This is a genomic window from Dactylosporangium fulvum, from assembly GCF_025137375.1.
Taxonomy (GTDB): Bacteria; Actinomycetota; Actinomycetes; order Mycobacteriales; family Micromonosporaceae; genus Dactylosporangium; species Dactylosporangium fulvum.
Genome location: NZ_CP073720.1, coordinates 1,633,562 through 1,657,090 on the forward strand (window position 1 = coordinate 1,633,562; position 23,529 = coordinate 1,657,090).

Here is a 23,529-nt window from a genome sequence, read left to right on the forward strand (position 1 = left end):
GCCGCCCTCCGCGTGGTCTTCCCCTCGGTTCGGAGTTCTGTTCCGTTCTTCGAGGAGACCACCATGCGCGCAGCACTGGCACTCACGACCGTCGCCGCCGTCGTTTCGGCCGGCGTGCTGGCCGGCAGCCCTGCGTCGGCGGCGCCGCCGACGATCAGCCTCGGGGCGTACCTGACGGGGCGGCAGGAGGTGCCGAAGGGCAGCGGAGACCCGGATGCGACCGGCATAGGGTTGTTCCAGCTGCACCGTGACGGCCGGCTCTGCTACGTCCTGAGGGTGCGCAACGTCACGGGCGACGTGACCCAGGCTCACATCCACGCGGGTCGCGCGGGCCGCGACGGCGACGTCGTCGCCCCGCTGTCCCCGCCGGCCTGGCACGGCTCGGTGGCCGATTGCCGGGGCATCGGCTCGAAATTGGCTCGCAAGATCGCTTCCAACCCGGCCCGCTACTACGTGAACGTCCACTCGACGGACTTCAAGGACGGCGCGTTGCGCGGCCAGCTCCACCGCGCCTGAGCCGGCTCCCGTGGAGCGTTGTGGTCGCCCCGGCAGCCACGACGCTCCACGGCCGGACACAGCAAAAGGCCCCGCGACGTGGTCGCGGGGCCTCGCGCTGGCTGGATCAGCCGCGGACGACCTTGCCGGCCTTCAGGCAGGAGGTGCAGACCTGCATCTTCCGCGTGGTGCCGCCACCGGCCGGGGTGCGCACCGTCTGAATGTTGGGGTTCCAACGGCGGTTGGTCCGCCGGTGCGAGTGGGACACGTTGTGGCCGAAGCCCGGTCCCTTGCCGCAGACGTCGCACACGCTAGCCACGGGGATCTCCTGGGAATTGATTGCGTCTCGGGCTGGAATCACACCCGCACCGCGGGCCGGACTCCAGGCGTCATCCGCTGGACTCCCAGCAGACAACCCAGCAAGGTTACCTGATCCAACCCCGCCACACCCAATCGGCCCGGTCGGGCGCTGCTTCGGTGGGGAATGTCAGTGGTCGCCGTTAGGCTCTGGCCGTGCCCGACAGTGTGGACGCCGCCGCCGTCCGCCGGTGGTGTGCCACCGGCCTCGTCGCGCTGCGCCGCCACGAGGACGAGATCAACGCGCTCAATGTCTACCCTGTGCCCGACGGTGACACCGGCACCAACCTGGTGCTCACGCTGGCCGCCGCCGTCGATTCCCTGACCGCCGCCGCCGAGGACCGAGCGCTCGGCGCGGTCCTGCGCACGGCTGCCCGTGCGGCACTGCTCGGTGCGCGGGGCAACTCGGGCATCATCCTGGCCCAGCTGTTCAAGGGCCTGGCCGAGTCGTTGGCCGACACCGAGACAGCCGGCGGGCCGGAGCTGGCACGGGCGCTCGACCACGCGGCGAAGACCGCCTATCTCGCGGTCGCCGCCCCGGTGGAGGGCACCGTGCTGTCGGTGGGCGCCGCCGCCGCGCGAGCCGCGAACGCGGCGGTCCTGCGGGTCGCTGCCGGAGAGCCGGTCGGCGCCGCCAGCGGCACCGGCGGCGACGGTTCCGCAGGGTCGGCAGGGTCGGTCGGAGCCGCGGGCGACACCGTGGCAGCCGTCGCCCGGGCGGCGGCCGACGGGGCGCGAGCGGCGCTGGCCCGCACGCCGGAGCAACTGCCGGCGCTCGCCCGGGCCGGGGTCGTCGACGCGGGCGGACGCGGGCTGGTGGTGCTGCTCGACGCCCTGGTCGAGACGCTCACGGGAGAGGCCGCGCCGGAGTTCGCCACCAGGGTGCCGACCATCACGAGCAGGCCGGCCGCCGCGGGCCGGGCACCCGGAGCGGGCCGGCCCACCGGAGAGCACCGCCCCGCCGAGATGGAGCGCGAGGCGGGGTCGGACGAGTTCGGTTATGAGGTGCAATACCTCCTGGACGCGCCCGCCGAGGCTGTCGACCGGCTGCGGGATGTGCTCGGCCGGTCGGGGGACTCGCTCGTCGTCATCGGCGACGAGCGGACCTGGCACGTCCATGTGCACGTCAACGACGTCGGAGCCGCCATCGAGGCGGGGATCGAGGCGGGGCGGCCCAGCCGGATCACCGTCACGCGGTTCGCCGACCAGATCGCGGCCCGGCAGGGGCTCGCGCTCATTCCGCAGCAGCGGGAGCGGGCCGTCGTCGTGGTCTGCACCGGGGCGGGGCTGGGAGAGTTGCTCACCGCCGAGGGTGCCACGGTGCTCGGCGGCACGCCGTCGACCGGGGAGATCCTCGAGGCGATCAAGGCGACCGGCGCCGGGCGGGTCGTCGTGCTGCCCAACGACCCCAACGTGCTGGCCACCGCCACCGCCGCCGCGGCCGAGGCGCGGGCCGTCGGCATCCGGGCCGGGGTCGTGCCGACGCGGTCGCCGGTGCAGGCGCTCGCGGCGATGGCAGTGCGGGATCACCACCGGCGGTTCGAGGACGACGTGATCGCGATGGCCGAGGCGGCCGCCCGCTGCCGGTCGGCCGAGGTCACCATCGCCAGCCGCGAGGCGCTCACCGTGGCGGGACGGTGCCAGCCGGGCGACGTGCTGGCGATCGTCGACGGCGAGGTGAACCTCATCGGCCAGGACGTGTGCCAGACCGCCGTCCAGCTGCTCGACCGGATGCTCACCGCCGGTGGTGAGTTGGTGACGTTGATCGCGGGGCAGGGTGCGCCGGCCGAGCTCGGCGAGACGCTGCGGGCGCACGTCGAAGGCGCCTGGCCGTTTGTGGAGGTGCAGTGCTACGAGGGCGGCCAGCCGCACTACCCGCTGCTGGTAGGAGTGGAGTGACGCGGTGACCGAGATCGAGATGGCGACGCCGCTGCAGAAGGTGGTCGGCGGCAACGGGGCGAAGCTGCTCGGCGAGAGTCTCGACCTGCACACGGTCGGCGACCTCGTGTACCACTTCCCGCGCCGCTACGAGGAGCGCGGCGAGCACACCGACATCCGCTCGCTGGAGATCGACACCGAGGTCACGGTGTTCGGGCAGGTCAAGCGGGTCAGCTCGCGGTCGTTCATGCAGCAGCGCGGCGCGACCAAGGGCAAACGCGGCTCGCTGGTCGAGGCGGTCATCGGCGACGACAGCGGCGGGGAGATCAGCGTCACGTTCTTCAATCAGCCCTGGCGGGAGAACCAGCTGCGGCCGGGGCGCTGGGGACTGTTCTCCGGCAAGGTCGGCCGCTTCAACAACAAGCTCCAGCTCAACCAGCCCGACTACCTGCTGCTCGCCGCGGGTGAGGGCGCCGCCGAGGGCGAGGAGGCCGTCGAGGAGTTCGCCGGGGCGATCATCCCGGTGTATCCGGCGAGCGCCAAGGTCCCGACCTGGCGGATCGCCGCCGCCGTCCGCACGGTGCTCGACGTGCTGCCGCCCGCGACCGACCCGGTGCCGGCGACGATCCGGGCGAAGCGCAAGCTGTCCGCGCTCGACAAGGCGCTGCGCGACATCCACCGGCCCGAGTCGCAGCAGGCGCTGCACTTCGCCCGGCGGCGCCTCAAGTGGGACGAGGCGTTCGCGCTGCAGCTGACGCTCGTACAACGCAAGATCCGGGCGGCCGACTGGCCCGCGACACCACGGCCGAGGCGCCCGGACGGCCTGCTCGCGGCGTTCGACGCCGGCCTGCCCTACGAGCTGACCCGCGGCCAGCACGACGTCGGCGAGGAGATCGCCGCCGGCCTGTCGCGGCCCCATCCGATGCACCGGCTCCTGCAGGGCGAGGTCGGCTCCGGCAAGACCCTCTGCGCGCTGCGCGCGATGCTTCAGGTCGTCGACGCCGGCGGCCAGGCGGCGATGCTCGCGCCGACCGAGGTCCTGGCGGCCCAGCACTACCGCAACGTCCTGGACCTCCTCGGTGGCATGGCCCGGGCCGGCGAGCTCGACGCGGCGCCGGAGGCCACCCGCGTCGCGTTGCTGACCGGCTCGCTGGGTGCGGTCGCACGCCGCCGGGTCGTCGAAGAGATCCGCGGCGGCACGGCCGGCATCGTCGTCGGCACCCACGCCCTGCTCTACGAGGGGGTGGACTTCGCCGACCTCGGCCTGATCGTGGTCGACGAGCAGCACCGCTTCGGCGTCGAGCAGCGCGACGCCCTGCGCGCCAAGGCGGAACAGCCGCCGCACGTGCTCGTCATGACCGCCACCCCGATCCCGCGCACCGTCGCGATGACCGTCTTCGGTGACCTGGAGACCTCGGTGCTGAGCCAGCTGCCGAAGGGCCGGTCGCCGATCGCCTCCCACGTCGTGCCGGTGACGGAGAAGCCCGCGTTCCTCGACCGGGCCTGGCGGCGGCTTCGCGAGGAGGTCGCCGCCGGCCACCAGGCATACATCGTCTGCCCGCGCATCGGCGACACGAAGTCGGAGGGTGAGGACCTCGCCGGCGGCGACGACGGCCGCCGCCCGCCGGTGGCGGTGCTCGACGTCGCGCCGGAGCTGGCGGACGGGCCGCTGCACGGCCTGCGCATCGGCGTGCTGCACGGGAAGCTGCCGGCCGACGAGAAGGACGCGGTCATGCGCTCGTTCGCGGCCGGCGACCTCGACGTGCTGGTCGCCACCACGGTGATCGAGGTCGGCGTCGACGTGCCGAACTCCACGATGATGATGATCCTCGACGCCGACCGGTTCGGCGTCTCCCAGCTGCACCAGCTGCGCGGCCGGGTCGGCCGGGGCAGCGCACCCGGGCTCTGCCTGCTCGTCACCGAGGCGGGCGAGGGCACCCCGGCGCGCGCCCGCCTCGACGCGGTGGCGTCCACGACCGACGGGTTCAAGCTGGCCGAGCTCGACCTGGAGCAGCGCCGCGAGGGTGACGTGCTCGGCGCCGCCCAGTCCGGCCACCGCTCCCACCTGCGGCTGCTGTCCCTCCAGCGCGACGCCGAGCTGATCGGCGAGGCGCGGGTCGAGGCGATCGAGCTGCTCGAGGAGGATCCGGAGCTGGAGCGGTACCCCGGGCTGGCCGCCACGATCGCCCAACTCGTCGACGAGGAGCGGGCCGAATACCTGGAGAAGGGCTGACGAGGTGGGTCTTAGGCTGAAGTCGTGACACGTATCGTGGCCGGGACGCTCGGCGGCCGGAGGCTGGTCGTGCCGGGCGGGCAGGGGACCCGCCCCACCTCCGACCGGGTGCGTGAGGCGCTGTTCAGCACGCTTGACACCCTCGTCGACCTCGACGGTGCCCGCTTCGCCGACCTCTACGCCGGCTCCGGCGCCGTGGGGCTGGAGGCCTGCTCGCGCGGGGCTTCGCACGTACTGCTGGCGGAGTCCGACGCCAAGGCCGCCCGGGTCGCGCGGTCCAACATCTCCACGCTCGGCGTGGGCGGCCGGGTCCGGCTCGTCGCCGACAAGGTCGAGCGGCTGCTCGCCGGCACGCCCGACGAGCCGTTCGACGTGGTGTTCATCGACCCGCCCTACGCGGTCACCGACGAGCGGGTGCGTGACGTCCTGCGGGCGCTCGTCGAGCGGTGGCTCGCCCCGGACGCCCTGGTGGTCGTCGAGCGGTCCAGCCGCGGCGTCCCGATGGCCTGGCCCGAGGGCCTCCAGGAGCACGCCGAGCGGCGGTACGGCGAGACGACCCTGTGGTATGCCCGACGCGACGCGGAAGGCTGACGTGGACCCTGCCCGGTCCTTTGGTACGGTCCCCGCTCATGAGGCTTGGGCTGGTGCAATGAGGCGCGCGGTCTGTCCGGGTTCGTTCGACCCGGTCACGAACGGGCACCTCGACATCGTCGGGCGGGCATCGAAGATGTTCGACGAGGTTGTCGTTGCTGTGCTGATCAATCAGAGCAAAGCGGGGCTGTTCACCGTCGACGAGCGACTGGAGATGCTCGCGGAGGTGACCGCGCCCTACGCCAATGTCAGGGTCGACGCCTTCCAGGGCCTGCTGGTCGACTTCTGCCACGCCAACGAGATCACCGCGATCGTCAAGGGCGTCCGGGTCGCCAGCGACTTCGACTACGAGTTGCAGATGGCCCAGATGAACCTGGGGCTCGGCGGCATCGAGACGCTCTTCATGCCGACCAACCCCAAGTTCTCGTTCGTCTCCTCGAGCCTGATCAAAGAGGTCGCCAAGTGGGGCGGCGACGTTTCGCCGCATGTACCCGATCTCGTGGCGAATCGGCTGCAGGAGCGGTTCGCCTCCGGCCGTGATCCGTCGCGAAACTGAGCAGAAACCAGAGTGGCGATGGAGCGGCATCATGGTTTGGGCCGCATGATGGTTACGTCGTTCGACATTGGACAGGAGTGACCGCAGGTGGATCCGCTCGAGAACATCGACCAGATCATCGCGCTGGTTGAGGGTGCACGGTCGGCGCCGATGTCGCGGAGCAACTTCGTGTTCGACCGGGCCGAGATGATCAACCTCCTCGACCAGTTGCGCGCCGATCTGCCGGGTGAACTTCGGCGGGCCACCGCGTTGCTCGAGGAGCGGGACAAGATCGTCGACGCCGGGCGGCGCGAGGCCGAGCGGATCATCGCGGAGGCGGAGGCGGAGCACGCCCGGCTCGTCTCGATCAACGAGATCGTCGTCTCTGCCGAGCACGAGGCGTCTCGGATGATCAACGAGGCGCGCGCGGAGACCCAGCGGCTGCGCGACGAGGTCGACGACTACGTCGACACGGCCTTGGCCAACTTCGAGCAGTTCCTGACCAGGTCGCTCGCCTCCATCGAGCGCGGCCGGGACAAGATGCACGCCCTGCGGGAGATCGGCTCCTTCACCCCGTCCGGCGAGGACGATCGGCCGTTGCCGTTCTGAGATGCGCCCGGGGAAGCGGTAGGGTAGGGGCGATTCGACGGAAGATCTGCCGCTCGGGTAGCCTTGTCCGTCGGCCCTGCCTGGCCGGAGTCTGAAGATGCCACACCAACAGCACCCGCAACTGGATCCCCGGTCGCCGCTGGTCCTCGAGACGAGAGACCTCCCACGCCGACCGGGCGCTCTGCACGCGATCTCGCGGAAGGTGCCGGCCCCGGAGGACCTCGGTCTGGAGCTGATCGGCGTGCCCCAGGGCGCCGAGCTCTACCTCCAGTTGCGCATGGAGTCGGTGTCCGAAGGCGTTCTCGTCTCCGGCACCGTCACCGGCCCGCTGGCGGGTGAGTGCGGACGCTGCCTACGTCCGATCAGTGACACGCTGGAAGTCCCGATCCAAGAGTTCTATGCCTACAAGCACAGCACCACGGACGAGACGACCGACGAGGACGAGGTCGGACGGCTACAGGGCGACCTGATCGACCTGGAGCCGGCACTGCGGGACGCGGTGGTGCTCGCCCTGGCCGCCAACCCCGTATGCCGCGAAGACTGCCCAGGGCTGTGCCCCGACTGCGGGGTGCCGCTCGACGAACTGCCCGAGGGACACAGCCACGAGCAGCTCGACCCGCGCTGGGCCGCCCTGTCCCAGATCAAGACGTCAGAGGAGTAAGACCCGTGGCCGTTCCCAAGCGGAAGATGTCGCGCAGCAACACCCGGTCGCGCCGGAGCCAGTGGAAAGCCGTCGCGGTCTCCACGCAGCCGTGCCCCCAGTGCCGCTCGCCGAAGCTGCCCCACGCTGCCTGCTCGGTCTGCGGCACGTACAACGGCCGCCAGGTCATCGAGGTCTGATCACCGGGTCCGGGTGACGCGATCCGACCGATCGCCGCACGGCGGGGTTTTCCCGTCCGGCGTCGCGCGGATCGCCGTCGACCTCCTCGGCGGGGATGGGGCTCCCGCCGTCGTGGTTGACGGCGCTCTGCGTGCATGCAGCGCCGATCCAGACCTCCACCTCATCCTCGTCGGGCCGCAAGCAGCGGCGGACGAGGTCATCGGCGCGCTCGCGGTCGCAGACCGTGAGCGCGTCAGTGTCATCGTGGTCGAGGGCCACATCGGCATGGCCGATGCCCCGTTGCGCAACATCCGCCGGGAGACGACGGTGCGGGCCACCGCCGAGGCCGTCTACGCCGGCCGGGCACACGGCATGGTCTCGGCCGGGTCGAGCGGCGCTGCCGTCGCCGCGTCCTCGCACGTCCTGGGCCGCCTCCGCGGTGTCCGCCGGCCGGGGCTCGCCGCCGCGCTGCCCACCCCGCACGGCCCGGTCCTGCTCGTGGACGTCGGGGTGACCCTCGACGCGACGATGCTGGAGCTCGTCCAGCACGCGGTGCTCGGCGCCGCCTACGCCGTCGCCGCACTCAAGATCCAGAAGCCGCGCGTGGGCCTGCTGTCCATCGGCAGCGAGCCCGGCAAGGGCGATCGCCTGCGCCGCGCGGTCTCCATCGCACTCTCGGACATCCCGCTGCCGGCCGGCGGTCGGTACGTCGGCCTGGTCCAGGGCCACGACGTGCCGCAGGGCGGCCCGGCCGACGTCGTGGTGACCGACGGCTTCACCGGAAACGTCCTGCTCAAGGGCATCGAGGGGGCCCTGCGGGGCACCCGTGGCCACGAGGCGGCCGCCGTGCTGCTCGGCGTCGTCGGCGACGTCGTGGTCTGCCACGGCTCCGCCACCGGCGCCGACATCGCCGACGGCATCACCCTCGCTGCCCGTCTGCACCGCGACCGCATCATCCCCGCGGTCGCGGGGCTCGCCGACGATCTGCTGACCGAACTCTCCTCGGCCGGCGGCCTCACCATCCGTGACGCACTGGGAGAGCGCTCGTGAAGAAACCGACCCAACTCGAGGCCGCCTTCGGCGTCGACTTCGACCCCGACATGCTGCGGCGTGCGCTCACCCACCGGTCCTACGCCTACGAGAACGGCGGCCTGCCCACCAACGAGCGGCTGGAGTTCCTCGGCGACGCGGTCCTCGGTGTGGTGATCACCACCGCCCTGTTCCACAACCACCCCGACCTGGCCGAGGGCCAGCTCGCCAAGCTGCGGGCCAGTGTGGTCAACATGCGGGCCCTCGCCGACGTCGCCCGCCGGCTCGGCCCGGAGGGCATCGGCCCCTACCTCCTGCTCGGCAAGGGCGAGGAGGCCACCGGAGGGCGGGACAAGGCGAGCATCCTCGCCGACACGCTCGAGGCGCTCATCGGCGCGATCTACCTGCAGTACGGCCTGGACACCACCGCGCAGGTGATCCACAAGCTGTTCGACGGGCTGATGGCGGAGGCCGCGCTCCGTGGCGCAGGGCTCGACTGGAAGACCAGCCTCCAGGAGCTCACCGCCGGCCGTGGCCTGGGCGTCCCCGAGTACCGCATCGACGAGGAAGGGCCCGACCACGCCAAGAAGTTCACCGCCTGGGTGATCGTGGCCAAGCGGCGGTACGGCGGCGCGCAGGGCGGCAGCAAGAAGGAGGCCGAGCAGCGGGCCGCCGAGGCTGCCTGGAAGGAACTGTCCGCACGGCCGGTCGCCGACGAGGGGCAGGCCGACGAACCCAAGCCAGCGGAGACCGAAACCCCCGATGATGACAACGCCGGTCACTGAGGTTGTCCAGCGACACAAATCGATACTGCTGGCGTACCCCCTGGGGCTGTACGCGCTGAGCCGCCTCCTCCAGCTGCTCTTCGTCTGGTGGATGGCGGACGACGGCAAGGTCCGTGACCGGCTGCTCGCCTGGGACGGCGGGCACTTCATCCGCGTCGCCGAAGAGGGCTATCCGACCGGGTACACGTACAACGCCGAGAGCATGCTGGTCGGCAACGGCCTGGCATTCTTCCCCGGCTACCCGATGCTCGTCCGGCTGACGCACTTCGTCACGCGGCTCGACTACGGCACCGCCGCGATCACCGTGTCGTGGATCGCCGGAGGCTTCGCCGCGGTCCTGATGTGCGCCCTCGGCACCCGGTTGTACGACGAGCGGGTCGGCCTGGTGCTCACCGCGCTGTTCTGCGCCCAGCCGATGTCGATGGCGCTGTCGATGGCCTACTCGGAGGCGCTGTTCACCGCGCTCGTCGCCGGCATGCTGCTGTGCGCGCACCGCGGCGACTGGCTCCCGGCCGGGCTGCTCGGGCTCGGCGCCGCCCTGACCCGGCCGACGGGCGCCGCGGCCGCCGTCGCGCTCGCCGTCGCGGCCGGACTGGCCGTCTACAAGGGGCGGCAGGAGGGCGGCACAGACCGTGTCGCCCCGTGGAAACCGGTGCTGGCGGCCGCGACCGCACTGGCCGGTGTGCCCGCCTACCTGCTGTGGGTCGGCATGCGTGTCGGTGATCTCGGCGCGTGGTTCGACATCCAGACGGCCGGCTGGGGCACGACGTTCGACTACGGCCGGTCCAGCCTGATGTTCGTCCGCGACGCACTGCGCGACGGCGAGGGCTGGGTCCAGGTCAGCGTCGCCTGGATGCTCATCGGCGCGGTGATCGCCGCCGCCGTGGCCGTCACCATGAAGGTCTGGCCGCCCCTGACGGTGTACGGCCTGATCGTCCTCGTGCTGGTCGTCGGCCAGGGCGGCTACTACCACTCCAAGCCCCGCCTGCTGGTCCCGGCGCTGCTGATCCTCGTCCCGCCGGCGGTGGCGCTCGGCAGGGCGAAGCCGCGCACGGTGGCGCTAGTCTTGGCGGCCTGCGGTGCGTTCGGGCTGTGGTACGGCTCGTATCTGATCACCGTCTGGCATTACGCGATCTAAGGACTCCTATGCCTGAACTGCCCGAGGTCGAGACCGTCCGCCGTGGCCTCGACAAGTGGGTGTCCGGTCGGCGTATCGCCACCGCCGAGGTGCTGCACCCGCGGGCGATCCGCCGCCACCTGCCCGGCGCGGTCCACTTCGCCGACGTGCTCGCCGGTCGGCGGGTCGGGGCGGTGATGCGGCGCGGGAAGTACCTCTGGCTGCCCCTCGACGACGAGGACGCCCTCATCGGCCACCTCGGCATGTCCGGCCAGCTGCTGCTGCAGCCGGCCGAGGCCCCGCCGGAGACGCACCTGCGGGTGCGGTTCACGTTCGACGACGACGGCCCGGAGCTGCGCTTCGTCGACCAGCGCACGTTCGGCGGCCTCAGCGTGTCGACGGGCGGCGCCGTCCTGCCGGCCGAGCTGGCGCACATCGCGCTCGACCCGGTCGACCCGCTGTTCGTCGACGACGCGTTCGTGGAGGCCATGCGCCGCCGCCGTACGGAGGTCAAGCGGGCCCTGCTGGACCAGACCCTGATCTCGGGCGTGGGCAACATCTACGCCGACGAGGCGCTGTGGCGGGCCTCGTTGCACGGCGTGCGGGACACGTCGCAGCTGACCCGCCCGGCGATCCGCCGCCTGCTGGGCCACGTCCGTGACGTGCTGAACGAGGCGATCGGGCAGGGCGGGACAAGTTTCGACGCGCTTTATGTCAACGTGAACGGCGAAAGCGGATACTTCGACCGGTCGCTGAATGCGTACGGCCGGGAGGGCCTCCCCTGCAAGCGGTGCGGCACCCCGATCCGCCGTGAGGCATTCATGAACCGGTCGTCGTTCTCGTGCCCGAAATGCCAACCCCGTCCGCGCCGCCCTCTATAGGCGGCGGTCGCTGATCCGGCTGTTGTCGGCGGCTTTTGTACGGCGGGCGGTTTTCTCGGAGCGATCAGCCTCCGTTCGCGGCGCGATCTGTCGCGGATCGCCTTTGCGGGCTCAGGCGCCCGCTGCCGGGCCCCATACGGCTGCCGCCGTCGGGGCCGCGTTGAACTGGCGGTGCGGGCGGGGGCGGCGGGGGAGCGGCGTGGGCTTGCTCAGCTCGCCGAGACTCGGGCCCAGGCCGCACCAGGCGGGCAGGTCCGCGTACGGATCCGGGGCGCCCAGGTCCGTCACCAGGCCGAAGCCTGCCCCGCGGGTCACCTGCAGCCGCGCCGCCGTGTCGAGATCCCACGGCGGAACCGCGTGCACCAGGTGCCCGTCGCCGGGGCGGGCCCCCTCGCACGACCAGCGGCGGTACTCGCGCCAGCTGCCGTCGAACACACACACCGGGATGCCCAGGTCGCGGTACGCGTCGTCCGGTGGCTCGCCGGGGTTCAGCACGACGTCCGGCAGGCCCGCGCGGGTCGCGGCCTGTGCGGCGACGGCTACCGGGCCGATCGCGTACGGACTGACGGGCGTGCGGTCGAGGAACACCCCGCGGACCGGGTATCCGGCCCAGCGGTACACGTCGGCGCGGATCTGGCCGACGGGCCGGGTGCCGTAGTCGACGTCGACGTAGCCGAGCAGCCGCGTGCCGGCCGCCTCGAGGCGGCTCATGGCAGCCGTCCACAACGGGTCACGGCCGCTGCCGGGCCCGTGCGCCACGTCGACGACGACGGTGAATGCCGGACCGTGTCCCGCGATGATCTCCCATGCGTGCGGCCGGGCGAGCGGATGCGCCCGCAGTGGCAGGAGCGTCGGAACCCGGTCCACGACCGGACTAACGATGCTGGGCCCCCTCAAGCACGGCCGGTGTCCACGGTCCAGTAAGCCGTGCGGCCGCGCATCGCGGCGCCGACACCGATCGATCTGATGTCGCAGTCGACCAGCACGTCGCGGTCGTTGTCGTTGCGCAGCCAGCCCTTGACCACGTCGCCCGCGTCGCCGCCCCGCGCGGTCAGCTCGTCGGCGAATTCCGAATAGCCGGCCTTTTTTGCGCGTGCCGCCGGATCGCTGCCGTCACTGCCCCTGCTGCCGGTGACGTTGTTGACCGCCATGTCCGCGCTGTGTGCCCGTGCGGTGGTGCGCAGCTGGGCATTCATGCGGACCGGCTCGCATTTCTCCTTCCGCCGTTCATTGTTCACGAGTTGTACGACCCGGTCTTCGTAATTCGCATTGAAATTTGCGGAAACGAGTGTGGGTGCGGCGCTGCTCGGTTTCCCGGCCGGGGACGCGGATTGCGGGGGCGAGGCGGAGATGGGCTCGCCGGCCTGCTCCACGACGGTTTCCGGCGCGGCCGGTTGCGCATTGCTGGTGCTCGGTTCACCGTCGGTGAGAGCGGGAATGATCACCGCACCCATGCCGAAGAGGACCAGCACGCCGGTGGCGATCGCGGCGATGCCGACGGGGCCGAGCCGGTCCACGAGACCGGGCTGCGGCGCTGTCATCGCATGTCTCCCGGTCTGCTCAGCAAGGCCTTCGAATTTCCCCGGAGACGCTACTTCCCAGTGGCGCCGCGGGGCAACCGGTGGCACACTGCCACGATCGAGCGGCGCGGTGCTGATCACGCACCCGGGTGAGTGAGAACACCCTGGCCAGGACGTTTGGCGTGCCAGTTGGCTTGACTAAGTCGCGTGCCCGAAGGAACATAGAGGGGTCGCCAGTCGCGCCCATTCATGCCCTTGTGCTTCGGTCGCGGGTGCTGGGCGCGCGTTTGCCGGAATCAACCGGCTGCGCTATTCAAGGAGACGATATGGCTAAGGCCCTCTTCGGCCACGTAGGCGGTGCGCCCGATCGGCGCCTCGTAGACGAGGTCACTCAACTGCGTGCCAAGGTTCGGGCGCTCGAGTTCGAGGTCGTTCGGCTCCGTGCCGAAAACGACCGACTCGCCGCGGCGGCTTCGGAGACGGATCACCTGGTCCGCCTCGCTGAGCCGGCGATGGCCTGAGTTTTCAGGACGTCGGAAGATCGCCGGCAGGCCGGCGATCCTCGGTGGAACCTACGCAGAACTGAACAGTAACCCGCGCGCCGACATCCATGGGGTCTCGGCGCGCAGTCATGTCCGGGGCCGTTCGGCCCGGACGTCCGGTTGGTGACTCGAGTGGCCCGAGTGGCCGGTGTGCCCACGACACGCGCATTATGGTGTGCGGCGCTGCGGGGTTGGGTAGTCTCCCGGCGGTACCCTCCCGGATGACACAGCCCGGCAAAACACCTCGACCCGTGGAGTTCCGTGCACCTCAAGAGCCTGACGGTCAAGGGCTTCAAGTCCTTCGCCTCCGCGACCACGCTGCGGCTGGAGCCGGGCATCACCTGCGTCGTCGGGCCCAACGGCTCCGGCAAGTCCAACGTGGTCGACGCGATTTCCTGGGTGCTGGGTGAGCAGGGCGCCAAGGCGCTGCGTGGCGGCAAGATGGAAGACGTCATCTTCGCCGGGACCGCGGGCCGGGCCCCGCTGGGGCGCGCCGAGGTCACCCTCACGATCGACAACACCGACGGTGCGCTGCCGATCGACTACACCGAGGTGTCGATCACCCGCCGGATGTTCCGCTCCGGCGAGAGCGAATACGAGATCAACGGCAACCAGTGCCGCCTGCTCGACATCCAGGAGCTGCTGTCCGACTCCGGCATCGGCCGCGAGATGCACGTGATCGTCGGCCAGGGCCGGCTCGACGGCGTGCTGCACGCCCGGCCCGAGGACCGCCGCGCGTTCGTCGAGGAGGCCGCCGGCGTCCTCAAGCACCGCAAGCGCAAGGAGAAGGCCCTCCGCAAGCTCGACGCGATGCAGGCCAATCTCAACCGCCTCGGTGACCTCACCACGGAGCTGCGCCGCCAGCTCAAGCCGCTCGGCCGGCAGGCCGAGGTGGCGCGGCGTGCCGCCGGCATCCAGGCCGACCTGCGCGACGCCCGGCTCCGGCTCCTCGCCGACGACCTGGCGACGCTGCGCACCACCCTCGACAAAGAGATCGCCGACGAGACCGCGCTGCGCGCCCGCCGCGAGGAGGTCGAGGCTGAGGTCGAGGCGATCAATGAGCGGCTGTCCGCGCTGGAGGCCGAGCACGCCGCCGACGCGCCGGTGCTCGCCGAGGCGCAGGACACGTGGTACCAGCTCTCCACCCTCCAGGAGCGCTACCGCTCGCTGCACCAGCTCGCCGCCGAGCGGTACCGCAACCTTTCGGCGGCCCCGGTCGAGGAGCGCCCCGGCCGGGACCCGGACCAGCTCGTCGCCGAGGCCGAAAAGGTCCGCGAGCAGGAGGAGGAGCTGCGCGCCGCGCTGGAGGCGAGCCAGGAGCGCCTGGCCGAGGCCGTCGAGCGCCGGCAGGACCTGGAGCGCCGGCTCGCGTTCGCGGAAAAGGCGATCGTCGCCGCGCACAAGGCCATCGCCGACCGGCGGGAGGGTCTCGCGAAGCTCACCGGCCAGGTCGAGTCCGCCCGCAGCCGCGCGACCGCCGCCGCCGACGAGATCGAGCGGCTCGCCGTGCAACTCGCCGAGGCCGAGACACGCGCCGAGCACGCCCAGGGGCTCTACGAGGAGGCGAGCGCCGGCGCCTCCGTCGCCGACCACGCCAACGCCGACCTGGAGCTGCGCCACCAGGATGCGACCCGCGAGCTGGAGGCGATCAACAACGAGGTGCGCCTGCACAGCGACGCCGAGCGGGCCGCCGAGAAGGAAGCCGCCCAGTGGAAGGCGCGCGAGGAGGCCCTCGCGATGGGCCTGCGGCGCAAGGACGGCGCCGGCACCCTGCTGGCCCGCGGTGACCGGGTGCCCGGCCTGCTCGGCAGCGTCGCCGCCCTGCTGTCGGTCGAGGCCGGCCACGAGGCCGCGCTGGCCGCAGCGCTCGGCGCGCTCGCCGACGCCGTCGCGGTAGCGGGCGTCGAGGGTGCGGTCGCGGCCGTCGAGATGCTCAAGCAGGACGACGCCGGTCGTGCCGCGTTGCTCATCGCCTCGGCGCCGATGCTCGACGCGCCGCCGGTCGAGCGGGTGCCGCTGCCGCCGGGTGCCGCCTGGGCCCTCGACCTGGTGCGGGCGCCAGAGGAGCTGCGTCCGGCGCTGGAGCGGGCCCTGGGTGACGTCGTCTTCGCACCCGACCTGGCGGTGGCCAAGCGCATCGTCTCCTACGCGCCCGGCCTGCGTGCGGTCACCCCGGAGGGTGACGTGATCGGCGCCTATGCGGCCGCCGGCGGTTCGGGCAAGCAGCACAGCTTCATCGAGGTGCAGGCCGCCGTCGAGGAGGCCCGCCAGCAGAAGGTCGACGCCGAGCGGCGCGTCGCCGAGGCCCGTGAGCTGCTCGCGCTGGCCCGCAACGCGGCCGGTGTCGCCAAGCAGCAGGTCGCCGAGGCCGCCGCCGCGAAGAAGGAGGCCGACAGCCAGCGCAACGCGGCCGCGCGGCGGCTCGCCGAGTTCGGCGCCGCGGCGAAGTCGGCCAAGGCCGAGGTCGAGCGGCACGCGGCGGCGAAGGCCAAGGCGGAGTCGGCCCGCGAGTCCGGCCTGACCGCCCTGGCCGAGCTGGAGGAGCGGCTGGCGCTCGCGGAGGAGACGCCGATCGACGAGGACCCGTCGACGCAGGAGCGCGACGACCTCGCAGCCGAGGTGCCGGTGGCCCGCCAGCACGAGATGGAGGTCCGGCTCGCCGTGCGGACCGCCGAGGAGCGCGTCGGCGCGCTCGCCGGCCGGGCCGACGCGCTGCTGCGCCAGGCCGCCGCTGAGCGGGCCGCCCGCGAGCGGGCCGCCGCGCGCAAGGCGACCCGGGCCCGGGGCGCCAAGGTCGCCGAGACCGTCATGTCCGGTGCCGCCTTCGCCCTGGAGCAGCTCGCCACGTCGATCGCCGAGGCTCAGGAGTCCCGCGACACGCTCGCGTCGACGCGGGCCGAGCGCGAGACCGAGCTCACCGAGGTCCGCGGCCGGGCCAAGCAGCTCACCGCCGAGCTGGACCGGCTCACCAACGCCGTGCACCGCGACGAGGTGGCCCGCGCCGAGCAACGACTGCGGATCGAGCAGCTGGAGGCCCGCTCGGCGGAGGAGTTCGGCCTCGACGCCGACACGCTCGTCGCCGAATACGGCCCCGAGGTGCCGGTCCCGCCCACCGCCCCGGAGGTGGCCGCGGCCGAGGCCGAGGGGAAGCCGGCGCCCGAGCCGGTGCCGTTCGACCGGGCCACACAGGAGAAGCGCGCCGCGAAGGCCGAGCGCGAGCTCAACCTCCTGGGCAAGGTCAACCCGCTGGCCCTCGAGGAGTTCGCGGCGATGGAGGAGCGGTACAAGTTCCTCTCCGACCAGCTCGAGGACCTCAAGGCCACCCGGCGCGACCTGCTCACCGTGGTCAAGGACGTCGACGACCGCATTCTCGAGGTCTTCACCAGCGCATACCACGACACGGCCCGCGAGTTCGAGCAGGTCTTCTCGGTGCTGTTCCCGGGCGGCGAGGGCCGGCTGGTGCTGACCGACCCCGAGGACATGCTCACGACGGGCATCGAGGTCGAGGCCCGGCCGCCGGGCAAGAAGATCAAGCGCCTGTCGCTGCTCTCCGGCGGCGAGCGCTCCCTGACCGCGGTGGCGCTGCTCTGCGCGATCTTCCGCGCCCGCCCCAGCCCGTTCTACATCATGGACGAGGTCGAGGCCGCGCTCGACGACGTCAACCTGGGCCGGCTGATCACGCTGTTCGAGCAGCTCCGCGAGCGCAGCCAGCTGATCATCATCACCCACCAGAAGCGCACGATGGAGGTCGCCGACGCCCTCTACGGTGTGACCATGCGCTCCGGTGTCACCGAGGTCATCTCCCAGCGTCTGCGGACGGAAGAGGCGGCGTGATCCAGAAGCCTTCGGCGGTGCTGATCGACTTCGACGGCGTCGTGCGCACGTTCGACCCGTCGATCAATGCTGAGATCGAGGAGCGGTACGGTCTGGAGCCCGGCACGGTCCTCGACACCGCTCTCCAGTGGGACCGCCTCCTGCCCGCGATCACCGGCCGCATCACCCATGCGCAGTGGTTGTCGACCGTCGCCGAGACCCTGGCGGAGAAGGTCGGCGGCCCGGAGCGCGCGGCGGAACTGATGCGCGAGTGGGTGGTCTACCCCGGCCATGTGGCGCCGGAGGTCCTGCGGTTCGTCCGCGACGTCCGCGCGGCCGGCATGCCGGTCTGCCTGGCGACCAACGCGACCGACGACCTCGACCGCGTGCTGGAGTCGTTCGACCTGGTGGGAGAGTTCGACGCGGTGGCGAACTCGTCGGCCATAGGCTTTCACAAGCCGACGAAGGAGTTCTTCGCCGCAGCCTGCAAGATGATCGACACCCCGCCGTCGCGCTGCCTCCTCATCGACGACATCGACCGCATGGTGCGGGGCGCCCGGGTGGTCGGCCTGACCGCGTACCGCTACACGCCCGGCGACGACCTCACCTACCCCCGCCGCGCCCTCGGCGTCTAGCGATCATTTGATCAATGGGCGGAGCCGGTCGTCGGGCTCAACCACGGTCGGCGTGCTGCCGGGCCGGTCGTCGGTCGGACTCGTGATCGCGGAGGCTCGGCGTTACTGCGCGGGTTCCGGCCGATTGTGGCCGTGATCGCGTCCGGCGCGGCGGGTTGGCGCATGATCGAGGGAAACTTCGCGTCGTCCTGGCGACACGAAGTTCCCTCGATCATGAATCGCGCTAGGACAGCGTCGACTCGATCGCCTTGACCACCTCGTCGGACTTCGGCTGGACCTGCGGGGCGAACCGCGCCGTCACCGCGCCGTCGGGGCCGACCAGGAACTTCTCGAAGTTCCAGCGGATGTCGCCCGTGTGGCCGTCGGCGTCGGCGACCGGAGTGAGCAGGTCGTAGAGCGGGTGGCGGCCGGCGCCGTTGACCTCGATTTTCTCCGTCATCGGGAACGTCACGCCGTAGGTGGTGCTGCAGAACTCGGCGATCTCCTCGGACGTGCCCGGCTCCTGCCCGCCGAACTGGTTGCACGGCACACCCAGCACCGTGAAGCCGCGGCCCTCGTACTCCCGCTGGAGCGCCTCCAGCTCAGCGTATTGCGGGGTCAGGCCACACCGCGATGCCACGTTGACGACCAGCACCGGGTGGCCCTGGAACCGGCCCAGATCCAGCGGGTTCCCCTGAAGGTCTGCGATCTTGATGTCGTAGAAGCTCATGCCTTGATCGTAGGCGTGGGCCTTGACTTCGAGGATGCGCCAGGTACATTAACGGCAACCGATCTTACGTTCCGCTGATCGGCCATTACACAACGGCCCCACCCTCAGCCGTTGCCCTCGAAAACCTCGCCGGTCGGCGCCGGCGGATCTCCCCTGCCCACAAGCAGGCCCGAGCCCGCTAGAGCTGCCGCACGAAACGGCCGAGATTCGAGGAGGGGCGTCAGCATGCCCGTTGTCACCGTGCGCAACCCCGGCACCGGTGAGCTGTTGGGTGAGGTGCCGGCACTGGACGCCGGCCAGGTCGCCGCCGTCGTCGACGCCGCCCAAGAGGGGCAGCGTGCGATGGCCGCCCTGCCCGCCTACGAGCGCGAAGCCCTGCTCAGACGGGTCGCCGACCGGATCGAGGCCGAGCAGGAGAGCCTTGCCCGGCTGCTCGCCGCCGAAAACGGCAAGCCGATCACCCAGACCCGCGGTGAGATCGAGGCCGCCGTGCGCATCTTCCGTGGCTACGCGGGGGAGGCGACCCGGCTCTTCGGCCGCCAGATCCCGCTCGACGCGGTGCCCGGCCTGGCGCGGCACCTGGCCGTGACGGTCCGCGAGCCGCTCGGCGTCGTCGCCGCGCTGGTGCCGTTCAACTACCCCGTGGAGCTGTATGCCCACAAGGCCGCCGCCGCGCTCGCCGCCGGCAACGCCGTCGTGGTGCAGCCGCCCGCCCGCTGCCCGCTCGCCGTCCTGCGGGTGGCGCAACTCGTCGAGCAGGCCGGCGCGCCGCCGAACGCCCACCAGGCCGTCGTCGGTGACGTGGCCGTGTCGCAGCAACTCGCCGGGAGTGCCGGGATCGCGGCGATCAGCCTCACCGGAAGTACCGAAGCCGGGAGAGCCGTCGCCCGCCGTGCGGCCGAAACCCTGAAGAAGGTCTATCTCGAGCTGGGCGGCAACGACGCGCTCATCGTCTGCGCCGACGCGGACGTCGAGGAGGCGGCGCGGGCGGTCGTCCTGGGCCGGCTGGCCCGCGGCAACGGGCAGATCTGCTGCGCGGTCAAGCGGGTGTACGTGCAGCGCCCCGTCCACGACGCCTTCGTCGACGCGCTGCTGGCCCAGACGGCGAAGCTGACCGTCGGTGACCAGTTGCTCGAGTCGACCGACGTCGGCCCGCTGATCGCCGAGCCGGCCGCCGAGCGCGTGATCGGCGCGGTGCGGCAGCTCGTCGACGACGGCGCGCGGCTCGTGGCCGGCGGGTCCCGGCGGCAGGCGTTTGTCGACCCGGTGGTCCTCGTCGACGTGCCCGCCGACAGCGCCGCGTTCGCGGAGGAGATCTTCGGGCCGGTGGCCCCGGTCGCGCGGTTCGACGACCCGGACGAGGCGGTCCGGATGGCCAACGCGTCGCCGTACGGGCTGCACGCCGCGGTCTTCACCAGGGACATCTCGCTCGCGTTCAGCATCAGCCGCAAGCTCGACGTCGGTGGTGTTGTCGTCAACGGCTCGACTGCCCTGCGCGCGGAGAACCTGCCCTTCGGCGGCACCAAGGACACCGGCGGCTACCGCGAGGGCATCCACGACACCGTTCTCGACTTCACCCGCCAGAAGACCGTCGTTGTCATGGACGCGTTCCGGTGAGCCTGCTGCTCCGCGGCGTGCGCAAGGCGTTCAACGGTGTCGAGGTCCTGCACGGCGTTGATCTCGAGGCGCGCGGCGGTGACGTGCTCGCGATCGTCGGGGCGAACGGTGCCGGCAAGTCGACGCTCATCAAGATCCTGTCGGGGGCGCTGCCGATGAGCTCCGGCGAGATCCTGATCGACGGGCAGCCCGCCGACCTGCGCTCGCCGCACGACGCCCATGACCGCGGTATCCGCACGGTCTATCAGGAGCTGTCCCTCGTGCCGGAGCTCAGCGTCACCGAGAACCTGCTGATGGGCAACTTTCCCCGCCGGTACGGCCTGATCGACTGGCCGGCGGCCCACCGCAAGGCGCGTGAACTGCTGGAACGGGTCGGCTTCGGCATGATCGATCCGCGTGCGCGGGCGGGCCGGCTGTCGGTGGCCCGCCAGCAGATGGTCGAGATCGCGAAGGCGCTGGTCAGTGAGCCCAAGGTGCTCATTCTTGATGAGCCTTCAGCGGTACTGGCGGGCAGCGACCTCGACGCTCTCTTCGCCCTCGTCCGCGAGCTCCAGCGGCGCGGTGTGCTGGTCGTGTACGTCTCCCACCGCCTCGTCGAGGTGCTCGACCTGGCCACGGCGATCGTGGTCATGAAGGACGGCAAGGTCATCACGACGACCGAGCCGGCGCGCACCAGCGAGGCCGAGCTGATCCGGTTGATGGCCGGCCGGCAGTTGGAGCGGATCTACCCGCCGCGGCGGCCGGTGCCGGGTGAGGTCCGCCTGCGCGTCGACGGTCTCACCCGTGCCGGCGAGTTCACCGGTGTCTCGTTCGAGCTGCGAGCCGGTGAGATCGTCGGGCTGTTCGGGCTGGTCGGCTCGGGCCGCAGTGAGCTCGCCGCGTGCGTCTTCGGCGCTGCCCGCCCGGCGGAGGGCAGCGGCGCTTTCCGCAGCCCGCAGGACGCGATCCGCCACGGCGTCGCCATGGTCACCGAGGACCGGGCCGGCAGCGGGCTCGTGCTCGGCATGACCGTGCGGGACAACATCGGCCTCACCACCTGGCGGTCCACCGCGCGCGGGCCGCTGATCGACGTCCGTCGGCAGCGCCGGGACACCGCCGGCATGATCGAGCGGCTCGCCATCCAGCCGTACGGATGTGCGTCGATGCCCGTGGTCCAGCTCAGTGGCGGGAACCAGCAGAAGGCCGTGCTCGCCAAATGGCTCCTCGTCGACCCGAAGGTGCTGATCCTCGACGAACCGACCCGCGGCGTCGACATGGCGACCCGCGTCGACATCTACCGCATGGTCGACACGCTGGCCCGTGCGGGTCTCGCCGTCCTGCTCATCTCCTCCGACCTCACCGAGGTGCTCGGCGCCACCGATCGGGTGCTGGTGATGAACCAGGGGCGGCTTGCCGGCGAGCTGCGCTCCGAGGGCACGACCGAAGACCAGGTTCTCGAGAAGGCGATCACATGACCACGCTGGCAGTGAAGGTACGCGGGCGCGACGTCACCGTGGAGATCGCCTTCACGCTGCTGATCGTCGCGCTCGTGACGGTCGCCGCGACCACCTCCGAGAGCTTCCTGACCCAGACCAACCTCACCAACCTGCTCAAGCAGATGGTCACCACCGGGCTGCTCGCCTTCGGCATGCTCGTCGTGATCCTCACCGGCGGCATCGACCTCTCGGTCGGCTCGGTCGTCGCGTTCGCCGGCATCGTCACCGCCGGCCTCGTCGCGGACCTGCCGATCCCGGTGGCGATGGTGGTCGGGATCGCGAGCGGCATCGCGTTCGGCGCGCTCAACGGGGTGCTCGTGGCGCGTTTCGAGCTCGCGCCGTTCGTGGTGACCCTCGCCGCGCTGACCACGATCCGGGGTCTCGCGTTCGTCTACTCGGAGGTGCCGATCTCCCCGACGGATCCGGGGTTCCTCTGGCTCGGCTCGGCGATGGCCGGGCCGATCCCGCTGATCACGATCATCATGCTCGCGGTCTTCGGCGTCGGTGGAGTATTCCTGGCCAGGACGCCGGCCGGGCGCTCGATCATCGCCATCGGCGGCAACGCCGAGACGGTCCGCCTCGCGGGCATCAACGTGCGCCGGCACATCGTCCTGGCGTACACGATCAGCGGTTTTTGTGCCGGTCTGGCCGGGGTCATCCTCACCAGCCGGGTCGGCATCGCACAACCGAGCGTCGGGATCGCTTTTGAGCTCGACGCCATCGCGGCCTGCGTCATCGGCGGCGCGAGCCTGGCCGGCGGCCGGGGTTCGGCGAAGGGTGCCTTCGGCGGGGTGCTCGTCCTGGTCCTGATCAACAACCTGCTCAACCTGTACGGCGTGCAGAGCTTCTGGCAGCAGGTGCTCAAGGGACTGATCATCATCGCGGTCATCCTCGTGCAGCGCACGCGGCGGCCGCGCTCCGTGAAGGGACGCGCATGAAGAAGTTATTCATCGGCCTGCTCGCCGTGGGCCTCGCGCTGTCGGGCTGCTCCGACGAGGGCTCCGGCGGCGGCTCCGGCGGCGGCAAGGACGCCTACACCGTCGGCGTCGCCAACTTCCTGCTCAGCGGCCCGTACTTCAGCGGGATGGACGCCGCGATCGCCGCGCAGGCCAAGACCAAGGGCAACGTCAAGATCGTCAGCACCGACGCGGGTGGCGACGCCGCCAAGCTCGCCGCCAACGTCGAGGACCTGCTGAGCAAAAACGTCGACGCGATCATCATCTCCGGCGGTCCGCTGGAGTCGGCACCGGCCGCGCTCAACGCCATCAAGGCGGCGAAGAAGCCGGCGATCCTCGTCGACCGCAAGTTCGCCGTCGGTGAGTACACCAGCTGGATCGGCCCCGACAACGAGGCGATCGGCAAGCAGGACGGCGAGTTCCTCACCAAGCGGCTCACCGGCGGCGGCAAGGTCGGGATCATCAAGGGCGGCCCCGCCGACAACTCGATCGGGCTCGCCCGGACCAACGGCTTCAAGTCCGTTCTGTCGAGCAACTCGAAGTTCACGCTGGTCGAGGCCCCGGACTTCGGCAACTGGGGCTCCGACGGCGGCCTGACGGTCATGGAAGGGCTGCTCGCCAAGCACCCCGACCTGGTCGCGGTCTTCTGCGAGAACGACGCGATGTGCCTGGGCGCCCAGCGCGCGATCGCCGACGCCGGCAAGACCGGCCAGATCGTGCTCGCCGGCGTCGACGGCCAGGCCGAGGCGCTCAAGGCGATCCTCGACGGCACGAACTACGTGGTCACCGGGCTCAACAGCCCGAACGTCATCGGCAAGCTCGCTCTCGACCGCACGGTCGAGGTGCTCGGCGGCGCACAGGTCGAGAAGGACACCGTCGTGCCGTCGCCGCAGATCACCAAGGACAACGCCGCCCAGTACCTCAACTCGTAA

The 23,529-nt window shown here is 71.3% G+C and carries 23 protein-coding genes; 19 read left to right on the forward strand and 4 right to left on the reverse strand.

Annotation, left to right across the window (positions count from 1 at the left end; genetic code table 11):
* Positions 1 to 63: 63 nt before the first annotated feature.
* Complete coding sequence (locus tag Dfulv_RS07575) at positions 64 to 516, forward strand: CHRD domain-containing protein (RefSeq protein WP_259861930.1); 453 nt, start codon at positions 64 to 66, stop codon at positions 514 to 516.
* A gap of 106 nt (positions 517 to 622) precedes the next feature.
* On the opposite strand, the gene rpmB is transcribed toward Dfulv_RS07575, so the two are convergent.
* A complete protein-coding gene (gene rpmB / locus Dfulv_RS07580; RefSeq protein ID WP_223101777.1) occupies positions 623 to 814 on the reverse strand; it encodes a 50S ribosomal protein L28 in 192 nt (63 codons plus the stop codon).
* 194 nt (positions 815 to 1,008) lie between these two features.
* Between rpmB and Dfulv_RS07585 the strand changes: the two genes are divergently transcribed.
* The 11 genes from Dfulv_RS07585 (at position 1,009) to mutM (ending at position 11,330) form a co-directional block, all read left to right on the forward strand.
* Complete coding sequence (locus Dfulv_RS07585) at positions 1,009 to 2,751, forward strand: DAK2 domain-containing protein (RefSeq protein ID WP_259861931.1); 1,743 nt, start codon at positions 1,009 to 1,011, stop codon at positions 2,749 to 2,751.
* Between the two features lie 19 nt (positions 2,752 to 2,770).
* Positions 2,771 to 4,963, forward strand: a complete 2,193-nt coding sequence (gene recG / locus Dfulv_RS07590) for an ATP-dependent DNA helicase RecG (RefSeq protein ID WP_259867501.1) — start codon at positions 2,771 to 2,773, stop codon at positions 4,961 to 4,963.
* Positions 4,964 to 4,987: 24 nt separating this feature from the next.
* Entirely contained in the window at positions 4,988 to 5,554 is a 567-nt protein-coding gene (gene rsmD, locus Dfulv_RS07595; protein WP_259861932.1) for a 16S rRNA (guanine(966)-N(2))-methyltransferase RsmD, read from the forward strand.
* A gap of 58 nt (positions 5,555 to 5,612) precedes the next feature.
* Positions 5,613 to 6,110: a pantetheine-phosphate adenylyltransferase gene (gene coaD / locus Dfulv_RS07600; protein ID WP_259861933.1), complete on the forward strand. Its 498-nt coding sequence runs from the start codon at positions 5,613 to 5,615 to the stop codon at positions 6,108 to 6,110.
* An 87-nt stretch (positions 6,111 to 6,197) separates the two neighbouring features.
* Positions 6,198 to 6,698 (forward strand): ATP synthase subunit B family protein, encoded by a 501-nt coding sequence (locus tag Dfulv_RS07605; RefSeq protein WP_259861934.1) that lies wholly within the window; start codon positions 6,198 to 6,200, stop codon positions 6,696 to 6,698.
* 97 nt (positions 6,699 to 6,795) lie between these two features.
* Positions 6,796 to 7,359 carry a YceD family protein gene (locus tag Dfulv_RS07610; RefSeq protein ID WP_259861935.1) on the forward strand — a complete coding sequence of 188 codons (564 nt, stop codon included), beginning with the start codon at positions 6,796 to 6,798 and terminating at the stop codon, positions 7,357 to 7,359.
* Between the two features lie 5 nt (positions 7,360 to 7,364).
* Positions 7,365 to 7,538 (forward strand): 50S ribosomal protein L32, encoded by a 174-nt coding sequence (gene rpmF, locus Dfulv_RS07615; protein ID WP_259861936.1) that lies wholly within the window; start codon positions 7,365 to 7,367, stop codon positions 7,536 to 7,538.
* A 13-nt stretch (positions 7,539 to 7,551) separates the two neighbouring features.
* Positions 7,552 to 8,568 carry a phosphate acyltransferase PlsX gene (locus Dfulv_RS07620; RefSeq protein WP_259861937.1) on the forward strand — a complete coding sequence of 339 codons (1,017 nt, stop codon included), beginning with the start codon at positions 7,552 to 7,554 and terminating at the stop codon, positions 8,566 to 8,568.
* A gap of 50 nt (positions 8,569 to 8,618) precedes the next feature.
* Complete coding sequence (rnc, locus tag Dfulv_RS07625) at positions 8,619 to 9,332, forward strand: ribonuclease III (RefSeq protein ID WP_259867503.1); 714 nt, start codon at positions 8,619 to 8,621, stop codon at positions 9,330 to 9,332.
* Complete coding sequence (locus Dfulv_RS07630) at positions 9,310 to 10,470, forward strand: mannosyltransferase family protein (RefSeq protein ID WP_259861938.1); 1,161 nt, start codon at positions 9,310 to 9,312, stop codon at positions 10,468 to 10,470. Before rnc ends, Dfulv_RS07630 begins: the two co-directional genes overlap by 23 nt.
* 8 nt (positions 10,471 to 10,478) lie before the next feature.
* Positions 10,479 to 11,330 carry a bifunctional DNA-formamidopyrimidine glycosylase/DNA-(apurinic or apyrimidinic site) lyase gene (gene mutM, locus Dfulv_RS07635; RefSeq protein WP_259861939.1) on the forward strand — a complete coding sequence of 284 codons (852 nt, stop codon included), beginning with the start codon at positions 10,479 to 10,481 and terminating at the stop codon, positions 11,328 to 11,330.
* 111 nt (positions 11,331 to 11,441) lie between these two features.
* Here mutM and Dfulv_RS07640 read toward each other — a convergent pair whose 3' ends face one another.
* Positions 11,442 to 12,197, reverse strand: coding sequence for a spherulation-specific family 4 protein (locus Dfulv_RS07640; RefSeq protein ID WP_259861940.1), 756 nt, complete (start codon positions 12,195 to 12,197; stop codon positions 11,442 to 11,444).
* Positions 12,198 to 12,223: 26 nt separating this feature from the next.
* Positions 12,224 to 12,871: a CAP domain-containing protein gene (locus Dfulv_RS07645; protein ID WP_259861941.1), complete on the reverse strand. Its 648-nt coding sequence runs from the start codon at positions 12,869 to 12,871 to the stop codon at positions 12,224 to 12,226.
* Between the two features lie 305 nt (positions 12,872 to 13,176).
* On the opposite strand from Dfulv_RS07645, the gene Dfulv_RS07650 reads away from it, so the two are divergent.
* From Dfulv_RS07650 to Dfulv_RS07660, 3 genes are all read left to right on the forward strand, one after another.
* On the forward strand, positions 13,177 to 13,371 hold the full coding sequence (locus Dfulv_RS07650; RefSeq protein ID WP_259861942.1) for a hypothetical protein: 195 nt from the start codon (positions 13,177 to 13,179) through the stop codon (positions 13,369 to 13,371).
* Between the two features lie 282 nt (positions 13,372 to 13,653).
* Positions 13,654 to 17,226 carry a chromosome segregation protein SMC gene (gene smc / locus Dfulv_RS07655; RefSeq protein WP_259861943.1) on the forward strand — a complete coding sequence of 1,191 codons (3,573 nt, stop codon included), beginning with the start codon at positions 13,654 to 13,656 and terminating at the stop codon, positions 17,224 to 17,226.
* Complete coding sequence (locus tag Dfulv_RS07660) at positions 17,223 to 17,840, forward strand: HAD-IA family hydrolase (RefSeq protein ID WP_259861944.1); 618 nt, start codon at positions 17,223 to 17,225, stop codon at positions 17,838 to 17,840. Before smc ends, Dfulv_RS07660 begins: the two co-directional genes overlap by 4 nt.
* 223 nt (positions 17,841 to 18,063) lie before the next feature.
* On the opposite strand, the gene Dfulv_RS07665 is transcribed toward Dfulv_RS07660, so the two are convergent.
* On the reverse strand, positions 18,064 to 18,549 hold the full coding sequence (locus tag Dfulv_RS07665; RefSeq protein ID WP_259861945.1) for a glutathione peroxidase: 486 nt from the start codon (positions 18,547 to 18,549) through the stop codon (positions 18,064 to 18,066).
* A gap of 225 nt (positions 18,550 to 18,774) precedes the next feature.
* Between Dfulv_RS07665 and Dfulv_RS07670 the strand changes: the two genes are divergently transcribed.
* The 4 genes from Dfulv_RS07670 to Dfulv_RS07685 are packed head-to-tail and all read left to right on the forward strand — an operon-like array spanning position 18,775 to position 23,529.
* Entirely contained in the window at positions 18,775 to 20,166 is a 1,392-nt protein-coding gene (locus Dfulv_RS07670) for an aldehyde dehydrogenase family protein (RefSeq protein ID WP_259861946.1), read from the forward strand.
* Positions 20,163 to 21,620 carry a sugar ABC transporter ATP-binding protein gene (locus tag Dfulv_RS07675; RefSeq protein WP_259861947.1) on the forward strand — a complete coding sequence of 486 codons (1,458 nt, stop codon included), beginning with the start codon at positions 20,163 to 20,165 and terminating at the stop codon, positions 21,618 to 21,620. Before Dfulv_RS07670 ends, Dfulv_RS07675 begins: the two co-directional genes overlap by 4 nt.
* The gene (locus tag Dfulv_RS07680) at positions 21,617 to 22,579 is read left to right on the forward strand and encodes an ABC transporter permease (RefSeq protein ID WP_259861948.1); all 963 of its coding nucleotides are present in this window, start codon (positions 21,617 to 21,619) and stop codon (positions 22,577 to 22,579) included. The genes Dfulv_RS07675 and Dfulv_RS07680 overlap by 4 nt, the downstream gene beginning before the upstream one ends.
* Positions 22,576 to 23,529: a substrate-binding domain-containing protein gene (locus Dfulv_RS07685; protein ID WP_259861949.1), complete on the forward strand. Its 954-nt coding sequence runs from the start codon at positions 22,576 to 22,578 to the stop codon at positions 23,527 to 23,529. Before Dfulv_RS07680 ends, Dfulv_RS07685 begins: the two co-directional genes overlap by 4 nt.